Here is a 19,274-nt window from a genome sequence, read left to right on the forward strand (position 1 = left end):
TTCCACCGATAGCGAGCACCGACGTGCAGATTTGTGGGAACCCTACAAATCGAGGGGCAACCTTTCATCGCTACCGACATCTCGCAGGCACCCGTTCGCGGTGTTCCCTGGTGATCGTGATTTCGCTGCTTGCCCCCGGCCAGGGGTCTCAGACACCCGGAATGCTCGCCCCGTGGCTCGAGCAGTCCGGAGCGCGCGACCGGATCGACCGGTGGTCGCAGACGGCGGGACTGGATCTCGCGCGTCTCGGCACCACTGCCACCGCCGAGGAGATCACCGACACCGCGGTGACCCAGCCGCTCGTGGTGGCCTCCGCCCTGCTCGCCTTCGAGGATCTCGACCGTCGCGGCCTCGTGCCCGCCGACACGATCGTCGCCGGCCACTCCGTCGGCGAACTCGCAGCGGCCGCCATCGCGGGTGTCATCAGCGCCGACGACGCCGTCGCCCTCGCCGCCGTCCGCGGAGCCGAGATGGCCCGCGCCTGCGCCCTCGAACCCACCGGAATGTCCGCCGTCCTCGGCGGCGCCGAGGACGAGGTGCTCGCGCGCCTCGCCGAGTTGGATCTGGCCCCCGCAAACATGAATGCGGCCGGTCAGATCGTCGCAGCCGGGCGCCTGAGTGCGCTCGAGGAACTCGCTGCGAACCCGCCCGAGAAGGCCCGCGTCCGCGCCCTGCCGGTCGCCGGTGCCTTCCACACCCGATTCATGGCACCCGCCCAGGACGCCGTGGCTGCCGCCGCGGCGAAGATCACACCATCGGATCCGACGCACACGCTGCTGTCGAACTACGACGGCAAGCCCGTCACCTCCGGAGCCGACGCCCTCGAACGTCTCGCAGCTCAGGTCACCCGGCCCGTCCGGTGGGACCTGTGCACCGCCTACCTGCGCGCGGCGCAGGTGAGCCGGATCGTCGAGCTTCCCCCCGCCGGCACGCTGGTGGGCATCGCCAAGCGCGAGATGCGCGGCACGCCCACCGTCGCCCTCAAGACCCCCGCGGAGATCTCCGCTCTGGCCGAAAGTCTTCAACTCGGTTAGGTTGCTGCGCGCGCCGTCGCACAGCACGGGCACCTCACCGGGACCTCCCCGGACCCCCGACCGGAAACATCCGGCCGGTTTCGAACGACATAGTCGACAGATCGAGAAGGGAGCCACATCGTGGCCGCCACCCAGGAAGAAATCATCGCCGGTCTCGCGGAGATCATCGAAGAGGTCACCGGCATCGAGCCCTCCGAGGTGACCGTCGACAAGTCCTTCGTCGACGACCTCGACATCGACTCGCTGTCCATGGTCGAGATCGCCGTCCAGACCGAGGACAAGTACGGCGTGAAGATCCCTGACGAGGATCTCGCCGGTCTGCGCACCGTCGGTGACGCCGTGAACTACATCCAGAAGCTCGAGGCCGCAGGCGTTCAGGCCACGAACGACAACGAATGAGTTCTGCTGTGACCTCCCCTTCTCCTCGGGCACTCCGCAACGTCGTCGTCACCAGCCTCGCGGCTACGACGTCGATCGCCGGCGACGTGGACGCCACCTGGAAAGCACTGCTGGCCGGTGAGAGCGGGATCGGCACCATCGACGGCGGATTCGTCGACGAGTTCGACCTCCCGGTGCGCATCGGCGGAACCCTGAAGGTCAGCCCCGACGAGGGACTGTCCCGGGTGGAACTCCGTCGCATGAGCTTCGTCGAGCGCCTCGCGCTCACCCTCGGGCGCACCGTCTGGCAGAACGCCGGCAGCCCCGAAGTCGACCAGGACCGTCTCGGTGTGGTCATCGGTACGGGCCTCGGTGGCGGCGAGTCGCTCATCGACGCCGTCGACAAGCTCCGTGCCGGCGGCTACCGCAAGGTCTCGCCCTTCGCGGTGCAGATGATCATGCCGAACGGACCGTCGGCCACCGTCGGGCTCGAACTCGGTGCTCGCGCAGGGGTCATCACCCCGGTCTCGGCGTGCTCGTCCGGATCCGAGGCGATCGCCAACGCGTTCCGCATGATCGCCTTCGGCGACGCCGACATCGTCGTCACCGGTGGTGTCGAGGGTCAGCTGGACGCGGTCGCCACCGCGGGCTTCGCGATGATGCGGGCGCTGAGCACCCGCAACGAGGACCCGAAGGGCGCCTCGCGTCCGTTCGACAAGGACCGCGACGGTTTCGTCTTCGGCGAGGCCGGCGCACTGATGGTCCTCGAGAGCGAGGAGCACGCCAAGGCACGCGGAGCGACCATCCACGCTCGTATCCTCGGCGCCGGCATCACCTCCGACGGTTACCACATCGTCGCCCCCGATCCGGAAGGTACGGGAGCGGCTCGGGCCATGCGGCGAGCGATCGAGACCGCCGGGCTCACCAAGGCCGACATCGGGCACGTCAACGCGCACGCGACGGCCACCCCGATCGGCGACGTGGCCGAAGCCAAGGCCATCAACGCGGCCGTGGGCAACCACGCCGCGATCTACGCCCCCAAGTCCGCGCTCGGTCATTCGATCGGTGCGGTGGGTGCACTCGAAGCAGTACTCACGGTCCTGGCTCTGCGTGACGGGGTCATCCCGCCCACGCTGAATCTCGAGAACCAGGATCCAGAGATCGATCTCGACGTGGTCAAGGGCGAACCACGTTCCGGCCGGATCGATTTCGCGCTGAACAACTCGTTCGGTTTCGGTGGGCACAACGTGGCGCTCGCATTCGGTCGCGCCTGACCGTCGACGCCGCTGCGCCCCATGCGGTGGAGGCTCCACCCGGAGCCTCCACCGCAGCCCACCACCACCGCGTCTGCCCGAGGAGCACCCGATGACCATCCTGGATCCAGCCACCCTGCGTGAGACGACGGTGGACCCGAGAGATCCGTTGGCCCGTCTCGAGAAACTGTTCGACCCGGGCAGCCTGGAACTGCTGCACACCCGCGACAAGTCGGGCGTCCTCGCCGCCGTCGGCGAGGTCGACGGCATCCGCACCGTCGCATACTGCTCCGATGCCACCGTCATGGGCGGAGCCATGGGCGTCGAGGGATGCAAGCACATCGTCTCCGCCATCGACCACGCCATCGACCACGAGATCCCCGTGGTCGGCATCTTCCACTCCGGTGGCGCGCGTCTGGCCGAGGGCGTCGAAGCCCTCCACGCCGTCGGCCTGGTCTTCGAGGCCATGGTCCGCGCGTCCGGTCTGATCCCCCAGATCTCCGTCGTTCTCGGCTTCGCGGCCGGCGGTGCCGCCTACGGCCCGGCCCTGACCGACATCGTCATCATGGCCCCCGAGGGCCGTGTCTTCGTCACCGGACCGGACGTGGTCCGCAGCGTCACCGGTGAGCAGGTCGACATGGAGTCGCTCGGCGGCCCCGACACGCACACCAAGAAGTCCGGTGTCGCGCACATCGCCGCGCACGACGAGGCCGACGCCCTGCACCGGGCCCGCCGCCTGGTGTCGATGCTGGCCGAGCAGGGCGAATTCGACGTCGTCGCAGCGACACTCGGCGACACCGACCTGCGGGCGCTGATGCCCGCCTCGCCGCGACGCGCATACGACGTGCGGCCGATCGTCCACCAGTTGCTCGACAACGTCGACGGCGAGTCCTCCTTCGAGGAACTGCAGGCCGGCTGGGCCCGCAGCATCGTCACCGGCTTCGGCCGTCTCGGCGGCCGCACGGTCGGGGTCATCGCCAACAACCCGCTGCGCCTCGGCGGCTGCCTCAACTCCGAGAGCGCCGAGAAGTCAGCGCGTTTCGTGCGGATGTGCAACGCCTTCGGTGTTCCGCTCGTCGTCATCGTCGACGTTCCCGGTTACCTTCCCGGTGTGAGCCAGGAGTGGGAGGGTGTCGTGCGACGCGGCGCCAAGCTGCTCCACGCGTTCGCCGAGGCGAAGGTTCCCCGTGTCACGCTGGTGACGCGCAAGATCTACGGCGGCGCGTACATCGCGATGAACTCCCGGGCGCTCGGGGCCACCGCCGTCTACGCGTGGCCGGAGTCCGAGGTGGCCGTGATGGGCGCGAAGGCCGCTGTGGGCATCCTCCACAAGAAGGCCCTCGCCGCGGCTCCCGAGGAAGAGCGTGAGGCGCTGCACGACCGTCTCGCCGCCGAACACGAGGCGATCGCCGGTGGCGTCGGTCGTGCGATGGCCATCGGTGTGGTCGACGAGATGATCGATCCCGCCACCACGCGCAGCACCCTGGCCGCCGCGCTCGCCGCCGCACCCGCGGTTCGCGGACGGCACAAGAATATTCCGCTCTGATCCGGACACAGCACGAGAACACCGGCACCGCTCCTCGGAGCGGTGCCGGTGTTCTCGTATCAGGAAGATGTGGGGTGCGTTCCGGTCGCGTCGCCGGGGCGGCGGACCGCGGTCAGCCGACGTCCCGGCGGAGCCACGTCACCTGCGCGCCTTCGTCGCCGCTGCGGTACGGCTCGAGCTCTTCGTCCCATGCCGTTCCGAGGGCGCGGTGCAGTTCGCTCGTGACATCGGCGGAGGACAGCATGGCGCGCAGACGCATCTCTCCGACGACGATGTCGCCGTTGGCGCTGGTGCACCCGCGCCACAGACCCAGTCGGGGGGCGTAGCTGAAACGTTCGCCGTCGACGCCCTCGCTGGGATTCTCGGTGATCTCGAAGCGGAGCATCGGCCACGACCGCAGCACGTCGGCCAGTCGCGCGGCCGTGCCCACGGGCCCGACCCAGTCGACGCAGGTGCGCAGCAGCCCCGGTGCGGCGGGCTGGCCCGTCCACGAGAGATCGGGCCGGCAGTCGAGGATGTCGGCCAGTGCCCACTCGATGTGCGGGCACACCGCCGCCGGTGAGGAGTGGACATAGATCACCCCCGCCGTGGCATCCGCGAATTGGTTGGATGCGCGCATACATTCACCTCCGGTTCGACCAGGACGTCTTCCCCAACGACCTTCGTCGACCAAGGCTTCTCCATGCAGGCTGCGTACAAGTGTGCCCGTGTGGCGTGTGTTTCGCCAGCGAACCAGAGAGGTTCATGTGAATTCGGTGATGATCGCGTCTCCGAGGGCAGGCCAGAGCGGTTTGGCCCAGTCTCCGAACGCACGATCAGTAAGTACCACAGCGGCGACGGAAATTTCGGGATCTACCCAAATGAATGTGCCCGATTGACCGAAATGACCGAAAGTACGCGGTGAATTACCGGGAGCGGTCCAATGCGGGTTCTTTTCGCCCCGGATCTCGAATCCGAGACCCCAGTCGTTGGGCTTGAACATCCCGTAGCCGGGCACGAGTCCGTTCAGACCCGGAAACTGCACGCTGGTCGCCTCGGTGAGGGTTTCGCGCGAGACCAGCACGGGGTCGAGCAGCTCGCGCGCGAACAACGCGAGATCGGCGACCGACGACTGCGCCCCGTGACCCGCCGGCCCCGGCAGGGACGAGGACGGCATGCCGAGCGGCTCGAAGACCGCTTGCCGGAGGTATTCCGGGAACTCGATACCGGTTTCCGTCTCGACGAGTTCGGCAAGCACTTCGAAGCCCGCACTCGAGTAGATCCGCTTGCGTTCGGGTTCGGTCTGCACGGTGCGCTCACCGAACGCCAGACCGGAGGCGTGGGCGAGCAGGTGGCGCACCGTCGACCCCGCGGGGCCCGCGGGCTGGTCGAGCTCGATCGCGCCCTCCTCGACGGCCACCAGCGCGGCGTACGCCACGAGCGGCTTCGTCACGGATGCGAGTGGGAAGACCTCGTCGAGGTCTCCCCTGGACGCGACCGTTCCGCCGTCGCGGGTCACCACCGCGGCGGCGGAACGGTCGACAGGCCAGTCGCTGAGCAGATCGAGGCTGTGCACGCGATCAGCCTACGAGACGCCCCGGCGGCGCGGGGTCACCGGTCGGTACCGGTCACCAGTCGGCTTCGGTGTAGCGGATGACGCCGCGGATGTTCCTGCCCTCGAGCATGTCCCGGTATCCGTCGTTGATCTGCTCGAGGGTGTAGGTACGCGTGACCATGTCGGCCAGGTTCAGTTGACCGGACTTGTACAGGTCGAGCAGGTTGGGGATGTCCACCCGCGCGTTGCAGCCACCGAAGATGTTGCCCTTGAGGTCCTTCTGCAGCATCGAGAGCAGGAACGAGTTGAGCTTGACGTCCATGTCGGACATGTAGCCCATCGCCGTGACGACGCACCGGCCGCCCTTGGCCGTGAGTGTCAGTGCCGGATCGACCAGCTCGCCCTTCATCTCGCCCACGGTGATGATCGTCGAGTGGCACATGCGGCCCCACGTGATCTCCATGATGGGCACGATGGCCTCCTCGATGGAGGCGTAGGTGTGGGTGGCACCGAACTTGAGCGCCTGCTCCCGCTTCCACGGCTCCGGGTCGATCGCGAACACGTGGCGCGCACCCGAGGCGACGGCGCCCTGCAGAGCGCTCATGCCGACACCGCCGACGCCGATGATGGCGACCGAGTCGCCGGCCTTGACCTCGGCGATGTTCGTCGCCGAACCCCAGCCGGTGGGCACGCCGCAGCCGACCAGCGCCGCGAGCTCGAAGGGTACGTCCTTGTCGATCTTGACGACCTGGCTCTGGTTGACCGTCATGTACGGCGAGAAGGTGCCGAGGAGGCACATCGCGATCACGTTCTCGCCGCGGGCCTGGATGCGGTAGGTGCCGTCGGAGATCGCCTGGCCGCCGAGCAGTCCCGCCCCGAGGTCGCACAGATTCGAGTGCCCCGAGGAACAGGACGGACACCGTCCGCACGCAGGGATGAAGGACAGCACGACGTGGTCGCCCACCTCGAGACCCACCACACCCTCACCGACCTTGGTGATCACGCCCGAGCCCTCGTGACCACCCATGGCGGGGAAGGACGGCATCGGGGTTGCGCCCGTGACGATGTGATGGTCGGAATGGCACATGCCGGCGGCTTCCATGCGGATCTGCACTTCGCCCGCGACGGGATCGCCGAGGTCGATCTCCTCGACGGACCACGGTTCGTCGATGCCCCACAGCACTGCACCCTTGGTCTTCATCTGGCTCGCCTTCCATCGCATTGCCGGTTGTGCACGTGACGATAGCCACAATCGCACAGAATTGGAACAGGTTCTACATCCTTTCCCGGTCCGGTGGGACACCCGCGCTCGATACGGTGAGAGGCAGTCCCGCGGGTCACCACCGCCCGAGCGTCCGAGGAGATGCCGTGTCCGACAATCCGGAACTCACTTTCCACGGGGCGGCGAGAACCGTCACCGGTTCGTGCGCGACGGTCGAACTCGGCGACGCACGGATCCTGATCGACTGCGGACTGTTCCAGGGCTCCCGCAGCCTCGAGAACCTGAACGTCGCAGAGTTCCCGTTCCCCCCGGAGTCGGTCGACGCCGTGATCCTCACCCACGCCCACATCGACCATTGCGGCCTGCTCCCCAAGCTCGTCGCCCGCGGCTTCGACGGCCCGATCTTCTGCACGGCCCCCACAGCGGAATTGCTCTCGTTCATGCTTGCCGACTCGGCTCACATCCAGGAGTTCGAGGCCCAGCGCCGCAATCGGCGACGCGACCGCGCGAACCGCGCCGAATTCCACCCGATCTACATCGAGGAGGACGCCCGGCTCGCCGCCTCGCGCGCCCGGCCGATACCGCTCGAGGAGTGGTTCGAACCGGCGCCCGGTTTCCGGGTCCGCCTGTGGAATGCCGGACACATCCTGGGATCGGCCTCGGCGGAGATCGAGGCCGGCGGTGTGCGGATGTTGTTCTCGGGGGATCTCGGGCCGGAACAGAAGGCCTTCCACGCCGATCCGGAAGGTCCGACCGGACTCGACTACGTCGTCTGCGAATCCACCTACGGGGACCGCTCACGCCCTCGACTCACGATCGCCGAGCGCCGCGACCTCCTCGCCCGGGAGGTGAACGAGGCGCTCGGGCGGGGCGGCAACCTGATCGTGCCGTCGTTCGCGCTCGAACGCACCCAGGAGTTGTTGCTCGACATCGGATATCTGCTCGATGACGAGCGTATTCCGGGGGTGCCGGTATTCGTCGACTCCCCGCTGGCGATCCGCGCGACCGACGTCTTCGCCGCACATGCCGGAGAACTCGAGGATCTCGACGGCCGGAACGTCTTCCGCCATCCGGGCATCCGGTACACCGCCGAGGCCGAGGAATCGATGCGGATCGACAGCTACGATCGCGCGATCATCATCGCGGCCTCCGGGATGTGCGAGGCGGGACGGGTTCGGCACCACCTGCGGAACAACCTCGCCCGCCCCGACTCGACGGTGCTCTTCGTCGGCTATCAGGCGCAAGGCACGCTCGGCAGGGTGATCCTCGAGGGTGCCTCGAAGGTCCGGATCTCGGGTGAGGACATCGATGTCCGGGCACGGATCCGGCGGATCGACAGCTACTCCGCGCACGCCGATCGCGGCGAGTTGGTGCGCTGGGTCGGGCAACGCGCGCCGATCTCCGGTGCAGTCTTCCTCGACCACGGAGAACCCGATGCGCTCGCCGCCTTCACGGCGGCGCTGCACGACCTCGATGCCGGACTGAACGTGGTCGTCCCGGAGATCGGCGCCCGATACCGGCTCGTGGCGGGCGGTCCGCCCGAGCACATCGCCACGGTCGCACCCCCGGCGCCGGTGCACGTCGGCCGCGACTGGCAGAACGAGTACGCCGAGTTCGCTACCGGTCTGCGCGACCAGCTGCTCGAGATCGACGACCCGCGCACCCGGGAGCGCGCGATCGCTGCGATGCGGAAGGTGCTCGACGAATACCGCACGGGTGCCCAGACCCCGGAGGAGCACCGGCGCCACTCGAGGCCGGGCCGGCGCAAGCCTCCGCCCCGCCGGAGGCGCCGTTTCTGAGCGTGATCCTCATGTTCGACCGCGGCGAGGGCCGCCGCATCGGCATCGGACAACGGAGGACGAACCATGACGACGAAGGCGCTCGCGCCCGACGTATCCACGTGGCCGGCAGAGAACCCGCAGCTCATCGGCAGCCGCTGCGACGACTGCTCCGCGACCACATGGCCCACCCAGCCGCGTTGCCCCCCGGTGCAGCGGGGCGAACTTCTCGGAGCTGCTGCTGCCGCGTCGCGGCACGCTCGTGGCATGGACCACGCAGGGCTTCGTGCCGATCTGATCCGCACACATCCCATCGAGGAGTTCCCGACATCGTGAACGACGTTGCCATCATCGGGGTGGGCCTTCACCCGTTCGGTAGATTCGGCGCCAACCGGCATTCCCTTCACCAACGTGTTCAACACGTGCGCGACGTCCGCTTCACCGCCGATCCCGCCATGCTCGGTCTGCCCGCCTGGTACGCCGAGAACGGACAGTTCGTCACCACCAAGTTCTTCGGCATGAAGGCGAACCGCTACGCCATCGACCACAACATCTCGCACAAGACGCTCGCACGGGTCGCGGCGAAGAACTACCGCAACGGCGGCCTCAACCCGAATGCCTTCCGCCGCACGGAGTTCAACATCGACGACATTCTGTCGTCGCCGATGCTCAACTACCCGCTCACGGCGAAGATGTTCTGCGCGCCGGACGAGACTGCCGCAGCGGTGATCATGTGCTGCGGCGATCTGGTGTCGAAGCACACTACCGAAACGCCGGTCTACCTGCGCTCCAACGCGATTCGCACGCGCACCTACGGCGCGTACGAGGTCCGTGTGACGTGGGCGTCGGTCGAGGAGGACGTCTCCCCCACCGTCTACGCAGCCAAGGCCGCCTTCGAGGGCGTCGGCACCAGCCCCGAGGGCGTCGGCATCGGCCCCGAGGGCGTCGAGGGAGCCACCGCGATCGGCGGATCCCTCCCTGCGAACACCGACGGGTGGTCTCATCGTCAACGGTGAACCCGTCGACGTCTCCGGCATCCGCCAGGTCCACGAACTGGTGTTGCAGCTGCGCGGTCCGGCCGGCGAGCGGCAGATTCCGGGCGAGCCGAAGGTGGGCCTCGCCCAAGTCCACGGTGCCCCGGCACCGCAGCCGCATCGATCCTGTCACTCCGAGCACCACGTAACCGCACGAAAGTTCGGTCGCCGCACGAGATCCCGAGTGCGGTGGCCGAACTCGTCTCAGGGACACCGCGAGGCCGGAATCACAGCACCCCGAGGCACTTTTCGCAACCGGAGGAAGGTACTGTCCAGCTCAGCGAGTCGAACGCGGGGAACGACTCTCGGCATCACTTCGAGTCGAGGCGTTCATCCGTGCGTCGATCCGTCGTGTCCCGTCGTGGCTTCCGCAGCCTTGCGGTCGGTCTCGCAGGCCTCTCGTCGCTCGTGTTCGGCACCGCCACCGCGCACGCCGATCCCGAGCAACCCGACGCCGAGCCCGCCACCGCCTACGTCGAGGGCGTCGACGAGGTGACCGACCAGCACTGGACGGTCCGCGTCTATTCCCCGGCCGTGGATACCGTGATCCCCCTGGACGTCCTGCGTCCGGCCGATCCGCGCGAGCCGCGGCCGGTCGTCTACGCCCTCGGCGGCGCGGGTGTCGGGGTGATCGACGGCACCGGGTGGATGGAGAGCAGCGACATCGCCGAGTTCTTCTCGGACAAGAATGTCAACGTGGTCATCCCCGCCACCGGCAACTTCGGCTACTTCACCGACTGGGATCTCGACGATCCGGTTCTCGGTCGCAACCAGTGGCAGACCTTCCTCCTCGAGGAACTGCCGCCCGTCGTCGACGAACTGCTCGACACCGACGGCAAGCAGTCGATCATCGGGATGTCCATGAGTGCCGGCTCCGCGCTGGACCTCGCGATCCGGAGCGGCGACCTGTACTCCGGCGTCGCATCCCTCAGCGGATGCGTGCGCACCAGTGATCCGGTCGGTCAGCTGTACGTGAGGCTCGTCGTCGAGCGCCGCGGCAAGGGCGACGTCGAGAGCATGTGGGGTCCGGCCGACGGGTCCGCGCTGGGCCGAGCACGACGTCTACCTCAATGCGGAAGGCTTGCGCGGCAAGGCCTTGTACCTGTCGAGCCGCAACGGTCTGCCCGGCACGTACGACGTCCCCGGTCAGGAACGCGCGGCGGGTGAATCGTTCGCCACGCAGATCGTCGCAGGCGGAGCGATCGAGGCCGCCACGAATGCCTGCACGCACCAGCTGGTGGACCGGCTCGAAGCGCTCGACATCCCGGTCACGGCCGAACTCGATGCCGACGGAACGCATTCGTGGGGTTACTGGGAGGACGACCCGCGCAAGGCGTGGCCGATCCTCGCCGAGTCGATGGGCGCTGAGGCCTGATCGCGAGGCTTCGCTCGCGGGGGGCCTGATCGCGAGGCTTCGCTCGCGGGGGGCCTGATCCCGAGGCGTCACTCGCCGGGGTCCAACCGGATCCGGGCGACCACCGAACGGTGATCCGCCCTGGGAAGGTCGTCGGAGTCGAACGCGACGGCCGTCCCGTTCCCGACGAGGATGTGATCGATCGCCACCAGCGGCGGGCCGGGTTTGTCGGTCGGATAGGTACGCACCGCCCCCGCTCCCGCCTGCTCCGCGGCATCGGCGAAACGCCCCGAGAGCAACGCGCGGAACTGCGCATGGTCGTAGGTGGCGTTGAAATCGCCACCCACGACTGCGGGGACGTCGGCCGGAGATCGATCGAGGATGTTCTGCAACCGTGACAGTTCGGCAGCCCAGTCCTGCGCGTCGAACACCGGTGGGACCGGGTGGAACGCGTGGACCGCGACCGGTCCCGCTCCCGGTACGTCCGCGAGCGCAGAGAGTTGACGGAAGACGAATCCGTCGTGTTCGACGGTGTCCGACAGCGGAAATCGGCTCCAGATCCCCGTTCCCGACGCCAACTCTCCGGGGACGAGATACCGATGGGGTAACAGCTCGTCGAGACCGGCACGGGTGAGTCCATCGACCCCCGCAGAGGTGAGTTCGTTCACCGTGAGCAGGTCGACGTCGCGGTCCCGGACCCGGGACACGACGACCTCGGGATCGGCACCCCTGTCGAACAGAATGTTCGCGTGCATCACGGTGATATCGGGACCCGCACCGGCCGCAGCCGTCGCGACGTGGAGAGGCGCCTGGGTCCAGACCGCAGTCGCAGCAATCGCACCCGCAACGAGGGCCCCGAATAGGCGTCGACGGACGGCAAAGGCGATCAGCCCGATCACCGCACCGGCCATCAGATACGACGCGCCGGACGCTGCGAGCACCAAGGGTTGGGCCGACCACCTACCGAAGTGGAGCGCGAGACCGACCGCGCCTGTCGCGGTTGCCGTCCACCCGAGAACGTCCGATCCGAGCCGGAGCCACTTCGCCGTCACCACGCCACACAACCATGCCGCAGGTCGCGTGCGCGAGGACCCGTCACCGATCGGAGCGGGAGGCGATCGCGGCGAGGTGCGTCGCGAGCCGGTCCGCGGCCGCCCGAAGTTCCGGTGGCTCGAGGACGACCGCCTCGAAACCCATTCGCGCGACGTGCATCACGACCCAGTCCGGGTCGTCCGCGCCGACGACGAGCACGCACCACCCGTCCTCGTCGTCCTCGACCCGCCCGACCTGCGGCGGCACCATGTCGCGCACCTGGTCGGCGTCCGCCCGCAGGCGGATCCGCGCGATGTACCGGTAGGGCGACTCCGTCACGGACCGCTGGACGTACGACACCGGATCGGGATGCTGCCGCGGCCGGAACCGCCACGTCGTGGGTGTCACGTCGCGCATCCGGTCGAGCCGGAAGGTGCGCCAGTCGTCGCGATCGACGTCCCATGCCATGAGGTACCAGCGCTGTCCGGCAGCGACCATCCGCACCGGTTCGACGGTGCGCTCGTCGTCCGCCTCCTGCCGGGTGGTGTACCGGAATCGCACACGGGTCGCGTCGCGGCACGCGCGGGCCAACGCCAGCAGCGTGTCGGCGTCGATCTCGGTGCCCGCGCCGACGACGGTTTCGGTGGCGCCGTAGATCGCCCGCACCTCCTCGCGCAGACGCGGCGGCATCACCTGATCGAGCTTTGCCAGTGCGCGCAGGGCCGCCTCGGCGGCACCGGCGATGGTGCTGCCCGACGCCAGTCGCAGCGACACCGCCGTGGCGATCGCTTCGTCGTCGTGCAGGAGCAGCGGCGGCAGTCTCGTGCCGGCACCGAGCTGATAACCACCGCCGACACCGGGGGTCGCGCGGACGGGATAGCCGAGGGCGCGCAGCCGATCGACGTCGCGGCGCACCGAGCGATCGGTCACGCCGAGTTCCGCAGCCAGTTCGTCAGCGGTCCACGAGGGGCGACTCTGCAACAGCGCAAGCACCCTCAGAACCCGTTCGGTGGTCGACTCGACGGTCACACGACGATAGTCGCACGGATCACGGACCGAACCTGTCCGGAATATGCGTCAACCTGGAGCCATGACAGAACTCGACTGGAATCACCTACTGCGACAGCAACTCGACTATCCGGTTCGCCGTCGCCTCGACGGCCTCACCGACGACGAGTACTTCTTCGAGCCCGCACTCGACTGCTGGAGTGTTCGGCCGCGCGGGACGGGCACCGCTCCCCTACTGGGAGGCGCCGGGGCGATGACCATCGATTTCGCGTTCCCCGAACCGGATCCGCCACCCATCACGACGATTGCGTGGCGGCTCGGGCATGTGATCGTCGGCGTGCTGGCGATGCGCAACGCGAGCCATTTCGGACGCACAGCCACCGACTACATGTCGTTCGAGTACGCAGCGACCGCGGACGAGGCCCTCGCCCAGCTCGATGCCGAACTCGCCACGTGGATTGCGGGCGTCGAGTCCCTCGGGGAAGACGGACTCGCCCGACCGTGCGGTGAAGCCGAAGGACCGTACGCCGAGTACCCGATGGGCGCGCTGGTCCTGCACATCCACCGCGAACTCATCCATCATCTGTCCGAGGTCTGTCTTCTGAGGGACCACTACCTGCACACCCGTACCCGCGCCCGACAGGAGGCGAGCTGACATGGCCCGCGACATCCAGATCACGTTCGACTGCGCCGATCCCGCGGCTCTCGCGGACTTCTGGGCGGACGCCCTCGGCTACGAACTCCAGAAGCCGCCCGGCAATTTCGTGTCGTGGGACGACGCGCTCGACGCGATGGGGGTGCCACTCGAACGACGCAACGACGCGTCGGGCATCGTCGACCCGGACGAGGCAGGGCCCCGACTGTTCTTCCAGAAGGTGCCCGAGGGCAAGCAGGCCAAGAACCGGATGCATCTGGACGTGCGTGCCGCGCCCGGACTCGACGGCGCCGAGCGCATGGCCGCCCTGGAAGCCGCGGCCGAACGGCTCGTCGCACGCGGGGCCACGCGCCTGGAGCGTCACGACCCGGCGCCGCCGTTCGGGGCCGGCCACATCGTCATGGCCGACCCCGAGGGCAACGAATTCTGCCTCGACTGAGACTTCGCATGGTCAGGCCGGTTCCGAGACCCAGTGGACGAGTTGCCAGATGATCCCGTTCGGATCGGCGAACTGGCAGTACCGTTCACCCCACGGCTCGGTCTCCGGCTTGGTCACGACCGTCGCACCGGCTTCCGCGATGCGCGCGAACTCGGTGTCGACGTCGTCGACGACGAAGGCGATGAGCATGCCCTGACCGGCCGGGCCGGCGACGGATTCCGGCTTGAAGGTCAACAGCCCGGTACGCAGGAACACGATGTTGAATCCTGCGTCCGGGTGAGTCAACGAGACGAATCCGTCCGCCGACATCTCCTCGGTGAAACCGAAGTGCCGGATCGCGAAATCTGCCGATGCGGCAGTGTCGGCGACGTTGAGCGACAGTGCTGTGGACTTGATTTTCATAGGACCTCCCCCAGAGTAGAAACCTTGTACGGCGTATAGAGTACTCCCGAGAGCGAGTTTTCGGGAGGCATTTATGGCGCGCGATCTGATCGACCTGCTGTGGCGCGAGCATCCCGACGCGCCGACCGGTGGTTCCCGCGGGCCGAAAGCCAAGATCACCACCACATCCGCGGTGGACGCTGCGGTAACCGTCGCCGACGCGGTGGGCCTCGACGCGGTGACGATCCGTCGCCTCGCGACCGATCTGGGCGTCTCCGCCATGGCCCTCTACACCCATGTCGGGTCGCGCGACGACCTCCTCGTCCTCATGGTCGATCGGGTCCACGCCCGGCAACCCCGGCCGCCCTACCAGTCCCCGTCGTGGCGGGATCGGGTACGGCAGGTCGCCGAATCCGAACTCGAGCACTACGCCGCACACTGGTGGCTGCTGGACGTCGACGATCAGCGCACGGCCCTCGGCCCCGGCACGATCGCGAAGTACGACCACGAACTCCACGCCTTCGACGGCACGCCCCTCGGCGACATCGATCGCGACGCCGCGCTCACGTTCGTCGCGGACTTCGTGCGGGGTGCGGCCCGAGCCCGACGACCTGATCCGCACGCCGCCGACATGGGCGAGGCCTGGGCGCGATGGAACGAGCGACTCGCGCACTATCTCGGTGACGACCATCCCCTCGCACAGCGGGTGGGAGCGGCGGCCGGAGCAGAGATGAACGCCGCCTACAGCCCGCACCACGCATGGGAGTTCGGGCTGCAGCGCGTCCTCGACGGGCTCGAACCGCTCGTCTCGAATGGCGGGGTGCGACCCACCGGGGAATGATTTCCCCGAAGGTTCGTACGAGAGATTCGAGGATTTCATGAAGCGATTCGCCGCGGGCGTGCTCGGTTGTGCCGCAATCGCCTTTGCAGTGCCGGCCACGGCGTACGCAGATCCCGGCACACCTACGCTCCCCACGGAGGACTACTCCGGGTGCCGCTTCGCGTCGATCTCCGCGGAATGCCGCTGGGAAACGCTCCTCGCCAGCTTGGCCGGCCTGTTACCGACCGGATCCGCGGAGGCCGGACCCACCATCCGGTAGAAGCCGTCACGACTTGGGTGGATCCGCCCCCGCTTTCCGGGGTCGGATCCACCCGAATCGCATCACCTCTCGCGCACCTCTTCGAGCCTGCGGATCAATGTCGCCGCGTCGAACGGGCCGGTGTGCCGGGCGAGGTCCGATCCGGTGGCGCCGAGGTAGAAGGTGGGCGTTCCGAAGACGTCGCTGGTCTCGGCGTCGAGATCGTCGTCCTCGACACGGTGACGATACCGCCCCAGGCGAAGGTCCTCGTCGAACCTGTCCATATCGAGACCCAACTGCTGGGCGTGTTCGTAGATCTCGTCGCGGGACAGAGCGTCGCTGTGGGCGAACAGGTGGTCGTGCATGTCCCAGAATCGTCCCTGCGCCGCCGCAGCCTCGGCCGCTTCGGCGGCGAACCGGGCGTGCGGGTGGTGTTCATCGAGGGGAAGGTGCCGGAAGACGTACCGCAGGTCGTCGCCGAAGTGCTCGCGCACGTCGCGGATGCTGCCGGTGGCCTTGCTGCAGAACGGGCACTCGAAGTCTCCGTACTCGACGAGTGTGAGCGGAGCGTCGACCGGTCCCCGTATGTGGTCGCGGTTCGGATCCACCGGACGCAGCAGCACGAGCCCGGCAGATCCCTGCGGCGGATTCAGGCGGTCGGACAGCCGGAACAAAGCCCAGCCCAGCGCCGTGGCGAGAACAGCCGCGAGAAGGACGCCGATTCGGGCGTCGTTGGCCGCTTCGGGAGATTCGATCGCCAGATCCACGATGAACAGTGAGATCGTGAACCCGATGCCGGCGAGCGCGGCACCCCCACCGACGTGCGAGAGGGTGAGTCCCGGCGGCAGGCTGCCCGGACGCAGGCGCGAGAAGACGGCAGTGGCCGCGGTGATGCCCACGAGTTTGCCCACCACGAGACCGAGGACGACGCCCCACGTGATCGGCGACCGGATCGCAGTGCCGACGGTCTCGGCGGAGATCACCACACCCGCGTTGGCGAGGGCGAAGATCGGCACGACGAGGAACGCCGTGTACGGCTGGTAAAGCCGTAGCAGCCGCTCGTTCACGGACACGGCGCGGAGCACCCCGAGTTGCGCGGCGCGCGCGTAGTCGGAGTTGGGCGACTGGCGGAACGCCCGCGTGAGTTCGCCGGCGCGCTCCACCTCGCTGCGGCGCGGCGGATAGACGGGAAGGATCAACGCGATCAGTACACCGGCGAGGGTCGGGTGCACACCGGATTCGTAGAACGCCACCCACGTCCCTGCCGCGACGACGAAGTAGACGACGCCCCGCCACACCTCGAGCCGGCGGAACTGCAGGATCAGCAACAGTCCGATCGCGGCAGGTATCAGGTAGACCGGCTGCAGATCGTCGGTGTAGACGAAGGCGATGATGGCGAGGGCGCCGATGTCGTCGGCCACGGCCAGCGTGAGGATGAACACGCGCAGGCGGGCCGGGCAGCGGGGTCCGACCAGCGCGAGCGCACCGAGCACGAAGGCGGTGTCGGTGGACACGACCACACCCCACGCTCCTGCGGCCTCCCCGCTGGGGTTGAGCAGCAGAAACAGTCCCGCAGGTAGCGCGAGCCCCGCGATTGCCGCCACGAGCGGGACCGCGGCGCGCGTCCGGTCGGTGAGCTCTCCCATGGTGAGCTCGCGTTTGACCTCGAGGCCGACGACGAAGAAGAACAGCGTCATGACGGCGTCGTTGACCCAGTGCTCGAGGTCGAGATCGATGCCGTAGTCGCCGATGCTGATGCTGAGAGGTGTGTGCCAGAACGCCTCGTACGAGTCGCCCAGGTTGGCCCAGACCAGAGCGATCAGGGTCGCCGCGAGTACGACGCCTGCCGCGAGCGTGTCGTCGTCCGTGCCGTCGCGGACCCCTGCCAGAAGGTCGGACGCCCGGCGGAGCGTCGTCGGGTTCTCGTCGACCGTCATGTGCTCCCTCGTTCCGCAATCCGCTCCGAGCAACTCGGTGCCGGTGAGTACACCGACGACATCGCACAACGCCGGGCGATTATTTCCGGTATCGGCCGTTCGAACCTGCATTGTCCGAACACAACAATGCAACCGGTTCCGCCGTACAGGAGGCGGAATGCACCCCTCCGACTACCGACCTCATCCGAAACTAGACCGAATCGTTGTGCCAACAACCGATTTCGGCGTTTCGACAGCCCGACCGTTACATTCCGCCGCTACCTGTCGCCTCGACGGAGGATAGCCCTGCGCGTCCGCCCCGGGTATCGTCACGATCCACCGAAGCATCGGTTCCGAATAACCCTCGGTGAGAACAACTTTCCTAAGTTCTCTTACGGAGAGGAGGTGGATCCGTTGCTGCACACGAGGACGATCCGAAGAGCCCGATGGATGTTGATCACCGCACTGGGAGCAGGGGTGCTCGTCGCGGCGACGACGCACCAGCCCGACTCTGTGGTCCGGGCCGACCCGACGGTCGCGCATGCCCGGTCGTCGCACTCCTCGGTCTCGGTGTGCGCACCGCCGGACGGTGCGCCTGTCTGGCGTCCGGACGAGCTCGGCGACCACCCGGATCCACCGGCTGCGATCGGAGCGGTGGCGAGCGGGCGGATCGGAGGCGTCTTCCATCCGTCCACCACGATTCGACTGACCGGCCTGGACGTGTGCGAGCAGTACATCGACCGCACCATCGTCACGACGAACGACGGTTGGTTCCTGTTCACCGGTCTCATGCCGGGTCGCTACACGCTGCGGGGGGACGACGGAACGGTGCTCACCGAGGTCGAGGTCTCCGCCGAGTCATCGGATCATTCCGGACTGGTGTTGGCTCCCGGTTAGGTCGTCAGCACGAGGAGGTGGCCGCCGCCGGCCTGCTCGATCCTGGTATCGAACCGCACTCCCGGCTCGAGTCGCGACAAGCGGTCGAGGAGCCATTCGGAGGCGTCCTCCGCGTCCGACTTCTCGGGACACCGGGCAACGGCGACGCGACCACCCTTGCGCGTGAGCTGCTCGACGACGCCGATGATGGGCGCCGGGTCGACGACGAACAGCCGGTCGGACCACGGCACGACGGGTTTGACGGCACCCTTCTTGGTGTTGCAGGCGCGGTGCGCGAGCCGCTCGACTCCGCCCTTTCCCTTGCCACCCTTCTTGGCGGTGTTGATGCTGTCGATGCTCGGACCGCGCGGACATGTCGGGGTCCACGGGCTCGTCGCACAACCAGCAACGCCACGCCTCGCGCTCACCGACTTCTCGAAGGGTGCTCATGGGGTCGAACGCTACCGTTCCGACAAGCAGGAACATCTCGCGGCCATGAGCGAAGGATGTGGGGCGGGCGGGGCTCGAACCCGCGACCAGCGGATTATGAGTCCGCGGCTCTAACCGACTGAGCTACCGCCCCGTCGCGACGACATGCGTCGCACAGTGCCGCACTGCTCGCACGGCGCGATCGAATGCTACCCGGACACAGCGGGCAACACTCTACCGGGTACGAAGTAACAGAGATCACATCGGTGAATGTTCTGCCGCATAGGCACCCCCGGATACACAGAATCCTCCCACCCGTGACGGGT

The 19,274-nt window shown here is 67.8% G+C and carries 18 protein-coding genes, 1 tRNA gene and 3 pseudogenes; 13 read left to right on the forward strand and 9 right to left on the reverse strand.

Annotated elements, in window-relative coordinates; translation table 11 throughout:
* Positions 1–116: 116 nt before the first annotated feature.
* From AC6CID_RS07005 to AC6CID_RS07020, 4 genes are all read left to right on the forward strand, one after another.
* Positions 117–1,034, forward strand: coding sequence for an ACP S-malonyltransferase (locus tag AC6CID_RS07005; protein WP_024101330.1), 918 nt, complete (start codon positions 117–119; stop codon positions 1,032–1,034).
* 120 nt (positions 1,035–1,154) lie between these two features.
* The gene (acpM, locus tag AC6CID_RS07010) at positions 1,155–1,433 is read left to right on the forward strand and encodes a meromycolate extension acyl carrier protein AcpM (protein WP_006554441.1); all 279 of its coding nucleotides are present in this window, start codon (positions 1,155–1,157) and stop codon (positions 1,431–1,433) included.
* The gene (locus tag AC6CID_RS07015) at positions 1,430–2,686 is read left to right on the forward strand and encodes a KasA/KasB family beta-ketoacyl-ACP synthase (protein WP_162836414.1); all 1,257 of its coding nucleotides are present in this window, start codon (positions 1,430–1,432) and stop codon (positions 2,684–2,686) included. The genes acpM and AC6CID_RS07015 overlap by 4 nt, the downstream gene beginning before the upstream one ends.
* A 91-nt stretch (positions 2,687–2,777) precedes the next feature.
* Positions 2,778–4,211, forward strand: a complete 1,434-nt coding sequence (locus tag AC6CID_RS07020) for an acyl-CoA carboxylase subunit beta (RefSeq protein ID WP_064061322.1) — start codon at positions 2,778–2,780, stop codon at positions 4,209–4,211.
* Positions 4,212–4,323: 112 nt separating this feature from the next.
* Here the strand turns inward: AC6CID_RS07020 and AC6CID_RS07025 are convergent, their stop codons facing one another.
* The 3 genes from AC6CID_RS07025 to AC6CID_RS07035 all read right to left on the reverse strand — a co-directional run bounded on the left by AC6CID_RS07025 (position 4,324) and on the right by AC6CID_RS07035 (position 6,946).
* Entirely contained in the window at positions 4,324–4,830 is a 507-nt protein-coding gene (locus tag AC6CID_RS07025; protein ID WP_006554444.1) for a DUF3145 domain-containing protein, read from the reverse strand.
* A 123-nt stretch (positions 4,831–4,953) separates the two neighbouring features.
* The gene (locus AC6CID_RS07030; protein WP_064061323.1) at positions 4,954–5,766 is read right to left on the reverse strand and encodes a serine hydrolase domain-containing protein; all 813 of its coding nucleotides are present in this window, start codon (positions 5,764–5,766) and stop codon (positions 4,954–4,956) included.
* A gap of 52 nt (positions 5,767–5,818) precedes the next feature.
* Positions 5,819–6,946 carry an NDMA-dependent alcohol dehydrogenase gene (locus tag AC6CID_RS07035; RefSeq protein ID WP_019289833.1) on the reverse strand — a complete coding sequence of 376 codons (1,128 nt, stop codon included), beginning with the start codon at positions 6,944–6,946 and terminating at the stop codon, positions 5,819–5,821.
* Positions 6,947–7,113: 167 nt separating this feature from the next.
* On the opposite strand from AC6CID_RS07035, the gene AC6CID_RS07040 reads away from it, so the two are divergent.
* From AC6CID_RS07040 to AC6CID_RS07060, 5 genes and pseudogenes are all read left to right on the forward strand, one after another.
* Positions 7,114–8,766, forward strand: a complete 1,653-nt coding sequence (locus AC6CID_RS07040) for an MBL fold metallo-hydrolase (protein ID WP_064061324.1) — start codon at positions 7,114–7,116, stop codon at positions 8,764–8,766.
* A 66-nt stretch (positions 8,767–8,832) separates the two neighbouring features.
* Positions 8,833–9,037: pseudogene (locus AC6CID_RS07045) on the forward strand (Zn-ribbon domain-containing OB-fold protein); the annotation flags it as partial.
* Positions 9,038–9,074: 37 nt separating this feature from the next.
* A pseudogene (locus AC6CID_RS07050) lies at positions 9,075–9,914 on the forward strand (thiolase family protein); the annotation flags it as partial.
* A gap of 201 nt (positions 9,915–10,115) precedes the next feature.
* The gene (locus AC6CID_RS07055; RefSeq protein ID WP_248846271.1) at positions 10,116–10,946 is read left to right on the forward strand and encodes an alpha/beta hydrolase; all 831 of its coding nucleotides are present in this window, start codon (positions 10,116–10,118) and stop codon (positions 10,944–10,946) included.
* Complete coding sequence (locus AC6CID_RS07060) at positions 10,876–11,154, forward strand: alpha/beta hydrolase (RefSeq protein WP_230810182.1); 279 nt, start codon at positions 10,876–10,878, stop codon at positions 11,152–11,154. Before AC6CID_RS07055 ends, AC6CID_RS07060 begins: the two co-directional genes overlap by 71 nt.
* Before the next feature lie 68 nt (positions 11,155–11,222).
* Here the strand turns inward: AC6CID_RS07060 and AC6CID_RS07065 are convergent, their stop codons facing one another.
* Both AC6CID_RS07065 and AC6CID_RS07070 read right to left on the reverse strand, forming a co-directional pair.
* A complete protein-coding gene (locus AC6CID_RS07065) occupies positions 11,223–12,188 on the reverse strand; it encodes an endonuclease/exonuclease/phosphatase family protein (RefSeq protein WP_064061326.1) in 966 nt (321 codons plus the stop codon).
* A gap of 40 nt (positions 12,189–12,228) precedes the next feature.
* Positions 12,229–13,194: a helix-turn-helix transcriptional regulator gene (locus AC6CID_RS07070; protein ID WP_064061327.1), complete on the reverse strand. Its 966-nt coding sequence runs from the start codon at positions 13,192–13,194 to the stop codon at positions 12,229–12,231.
* A gap of 61 nt (positions 13,195–13,255) precedes the next feature.
* Here AC6CID_RS07070 and AC6CID_RS07075 point away from each other — a divergent pair, with 61 nt between their 5' ends.
* Together AC6CID_RS07075 and AC6CID_RS07080 are read left to right on the forward strand one after the other, a co-directional pair.
* Entirely contained in the window at positions 13,256–13,828 is a 573-nt protein-coding gene (locus AC6CID_RS07075) for a DinB family protein (protein ID WP_498353728.1), read from the forward strand.
* Between the two features lies 1 nt (position 13,829).
* Positions 13,830–14,267, forward strand: a complete 438-nt coding sequence (locus AC6CID_RS07080; protein WP_121209089.1) for a VOC family protein — start codon at positions 13,830–13,832, stop codon at positions 14,265–14,267.
* A 12-nt stretch (positions 14,268–14,279) separates the two neighbouring features.
* On the opposite strand, the gene AC6CID_RS07085 is transcribed toward AC6CID_RS07080, so the two are convergent.
* Complete coding sequence (locus AC6CID_RS07085; RefSeq protein ID WP_121209088.1) at positions 14,280–14,669, reverse strand: VOC family protein; 390 nt, start codon at positions 14,667–14,669, stop codon at positions 14,280–14,282.
* Positions 14,670–14,742: 73 nt separating this feature from the next.
* Here AC6CID_RS07085 and AC6CID_RS07090 point away from each other — a divergent pair, with 73 nt between their 5' ends.
* Positions 14,743–15,489: a TetR/AcrR family transcriptional regulator gene (locus AC6CID_RS07090; RefSeq protein ID WP_121209087.1), complete on the forward strand. Its 747-nt coding sequence runs from the start codon at positions 14,743–14,745 to the stop codon at positions 15,487–15,489.
* 321 nt (positions 15,490–15,810) lie between these two features.
* Here AC6CID_RS07090 and nhaA read toward each other — a convergent pair whose 3' ends face one another.
* Positions 15,811–17,664, reverse strand: a complete 1,854-nt coding sequence (nhaA, locus tag AC6CID_RS07095) for a Na+/H+ antiporter NhaA (protein ID WP_498353745.1) — start codon at positions 17,662–17,664, stop codon at positions 15,811–15,813.
* A 429-nt stretch (positions 17,665–18,093) separates the two neighbouring features.
* Here nhaA and AC6CID_RS07100 point away from each other — a divergent pair, with 429 nt between their 5' ends.
* Positions 18,094–18,540, forward strand: coding sequence for a hypothetical protein (locus AC6CID_RS07100; protein WP_254583025.1), 447 nt, complete (start codon positions 18,094–18,096; stop codon positions 18,538–18,540).
* Here AC6CID_RS07100 and AC6CID_RS07105 read toward each other — a convergent pair.
* A pseudogene (locus AC6CID_RS07105) lies at positions 18,537–18,969 on the reverse strand (hypothetical protein). The gene AC6CID_RS07100 and the pseudogene AC6CID_RS07105 sit on opposite strands and share 4 nt — an antisense overlap.
* Before the next feature lie 59 nt (positions 18,970–19,028).
* Positions 19,029–19,102 (reverse strand) — tRNA-Ile (locus AC6CID_RS07110).
* Between the last annotated feature and the right edge of the window lie 172 nt (positions 19,103–19,274).

The organism is Rhodococcus sp. GQ147 (assembly GCF_059759155.1).

Bases quoted from the DNA above. Each gene is read 5' to 3' on its own strand.
- AC6CID_RS07015 (WP_162836414.1), top strand. From the start codon at position 1,430: ATGAGTTCTGCTGTGACCTCCCCTTCTCCTCGGGCACTCCGCAACGTC.
- AC6CID_RS07020 (WP_064061322.1), top strand. From the start codon at position 2,778: ATGACCATCCTGGATCCAGCCACCCTGCGTGAGACGACGGTGGACCCG.
- AC6CID_RS07025 (WP_006554444.1), bottom strand. From the start codon at position 4,830: ATGCGCGCATCCAACCAATTCGCGGATGCCACGGCGGGGGTGATCTAT.
- AC6CID_RS07035 (WP_019289833.1), bottom strand. From the start codon at position 6,946: ATGAAGACCAAGGGTGCAGTGCTGTGGGGCATCGACGAACCGTGGTCC.
- AC6CID_RS07075 (WP_498353728.1), top strand. From the start codon at position 13,256: ATGACAGAACTCGACTGGAATCACCTACTGCGACAGCAACTCGACTAT.
- AC6CID_RS07080 (WP_121209089.1), top strand. From the start codon at position 13,830: ATGGCCCGCGACATCCAGATCACGTTCGACTGCGCCGATCCCGCGGCT.
- AC6CID_RS07085 (WP_121209088.1), bottom strand. From the start codon at position 14,669: ATGAAAATCAAGTCCACAGCACTGTCGCTCAACGTCGCCGACACTGCC.
- AC6CID_RS07090 (WP_121209087.1), top strand. From the start codon at position 14,743: ATGGCGCGCGATCTGATCGACCTGCTGTGGCGCGAGCATCCCGACGCG.
- nhaA (WP_498353745.1), bottom strand. From the start codon at position 17,664: ATGACGGTCGACGAGAACCCGACGACGCTCCGCCGGGCGTCCGACCTT.
- AC6CID_RS07100 (WP_254583025.1), top strand. From the start codon at position 18,094: ATGTTGATCACCGCACTGGGAGCAGGGGTGCTCGTCGCGGCGACGACG.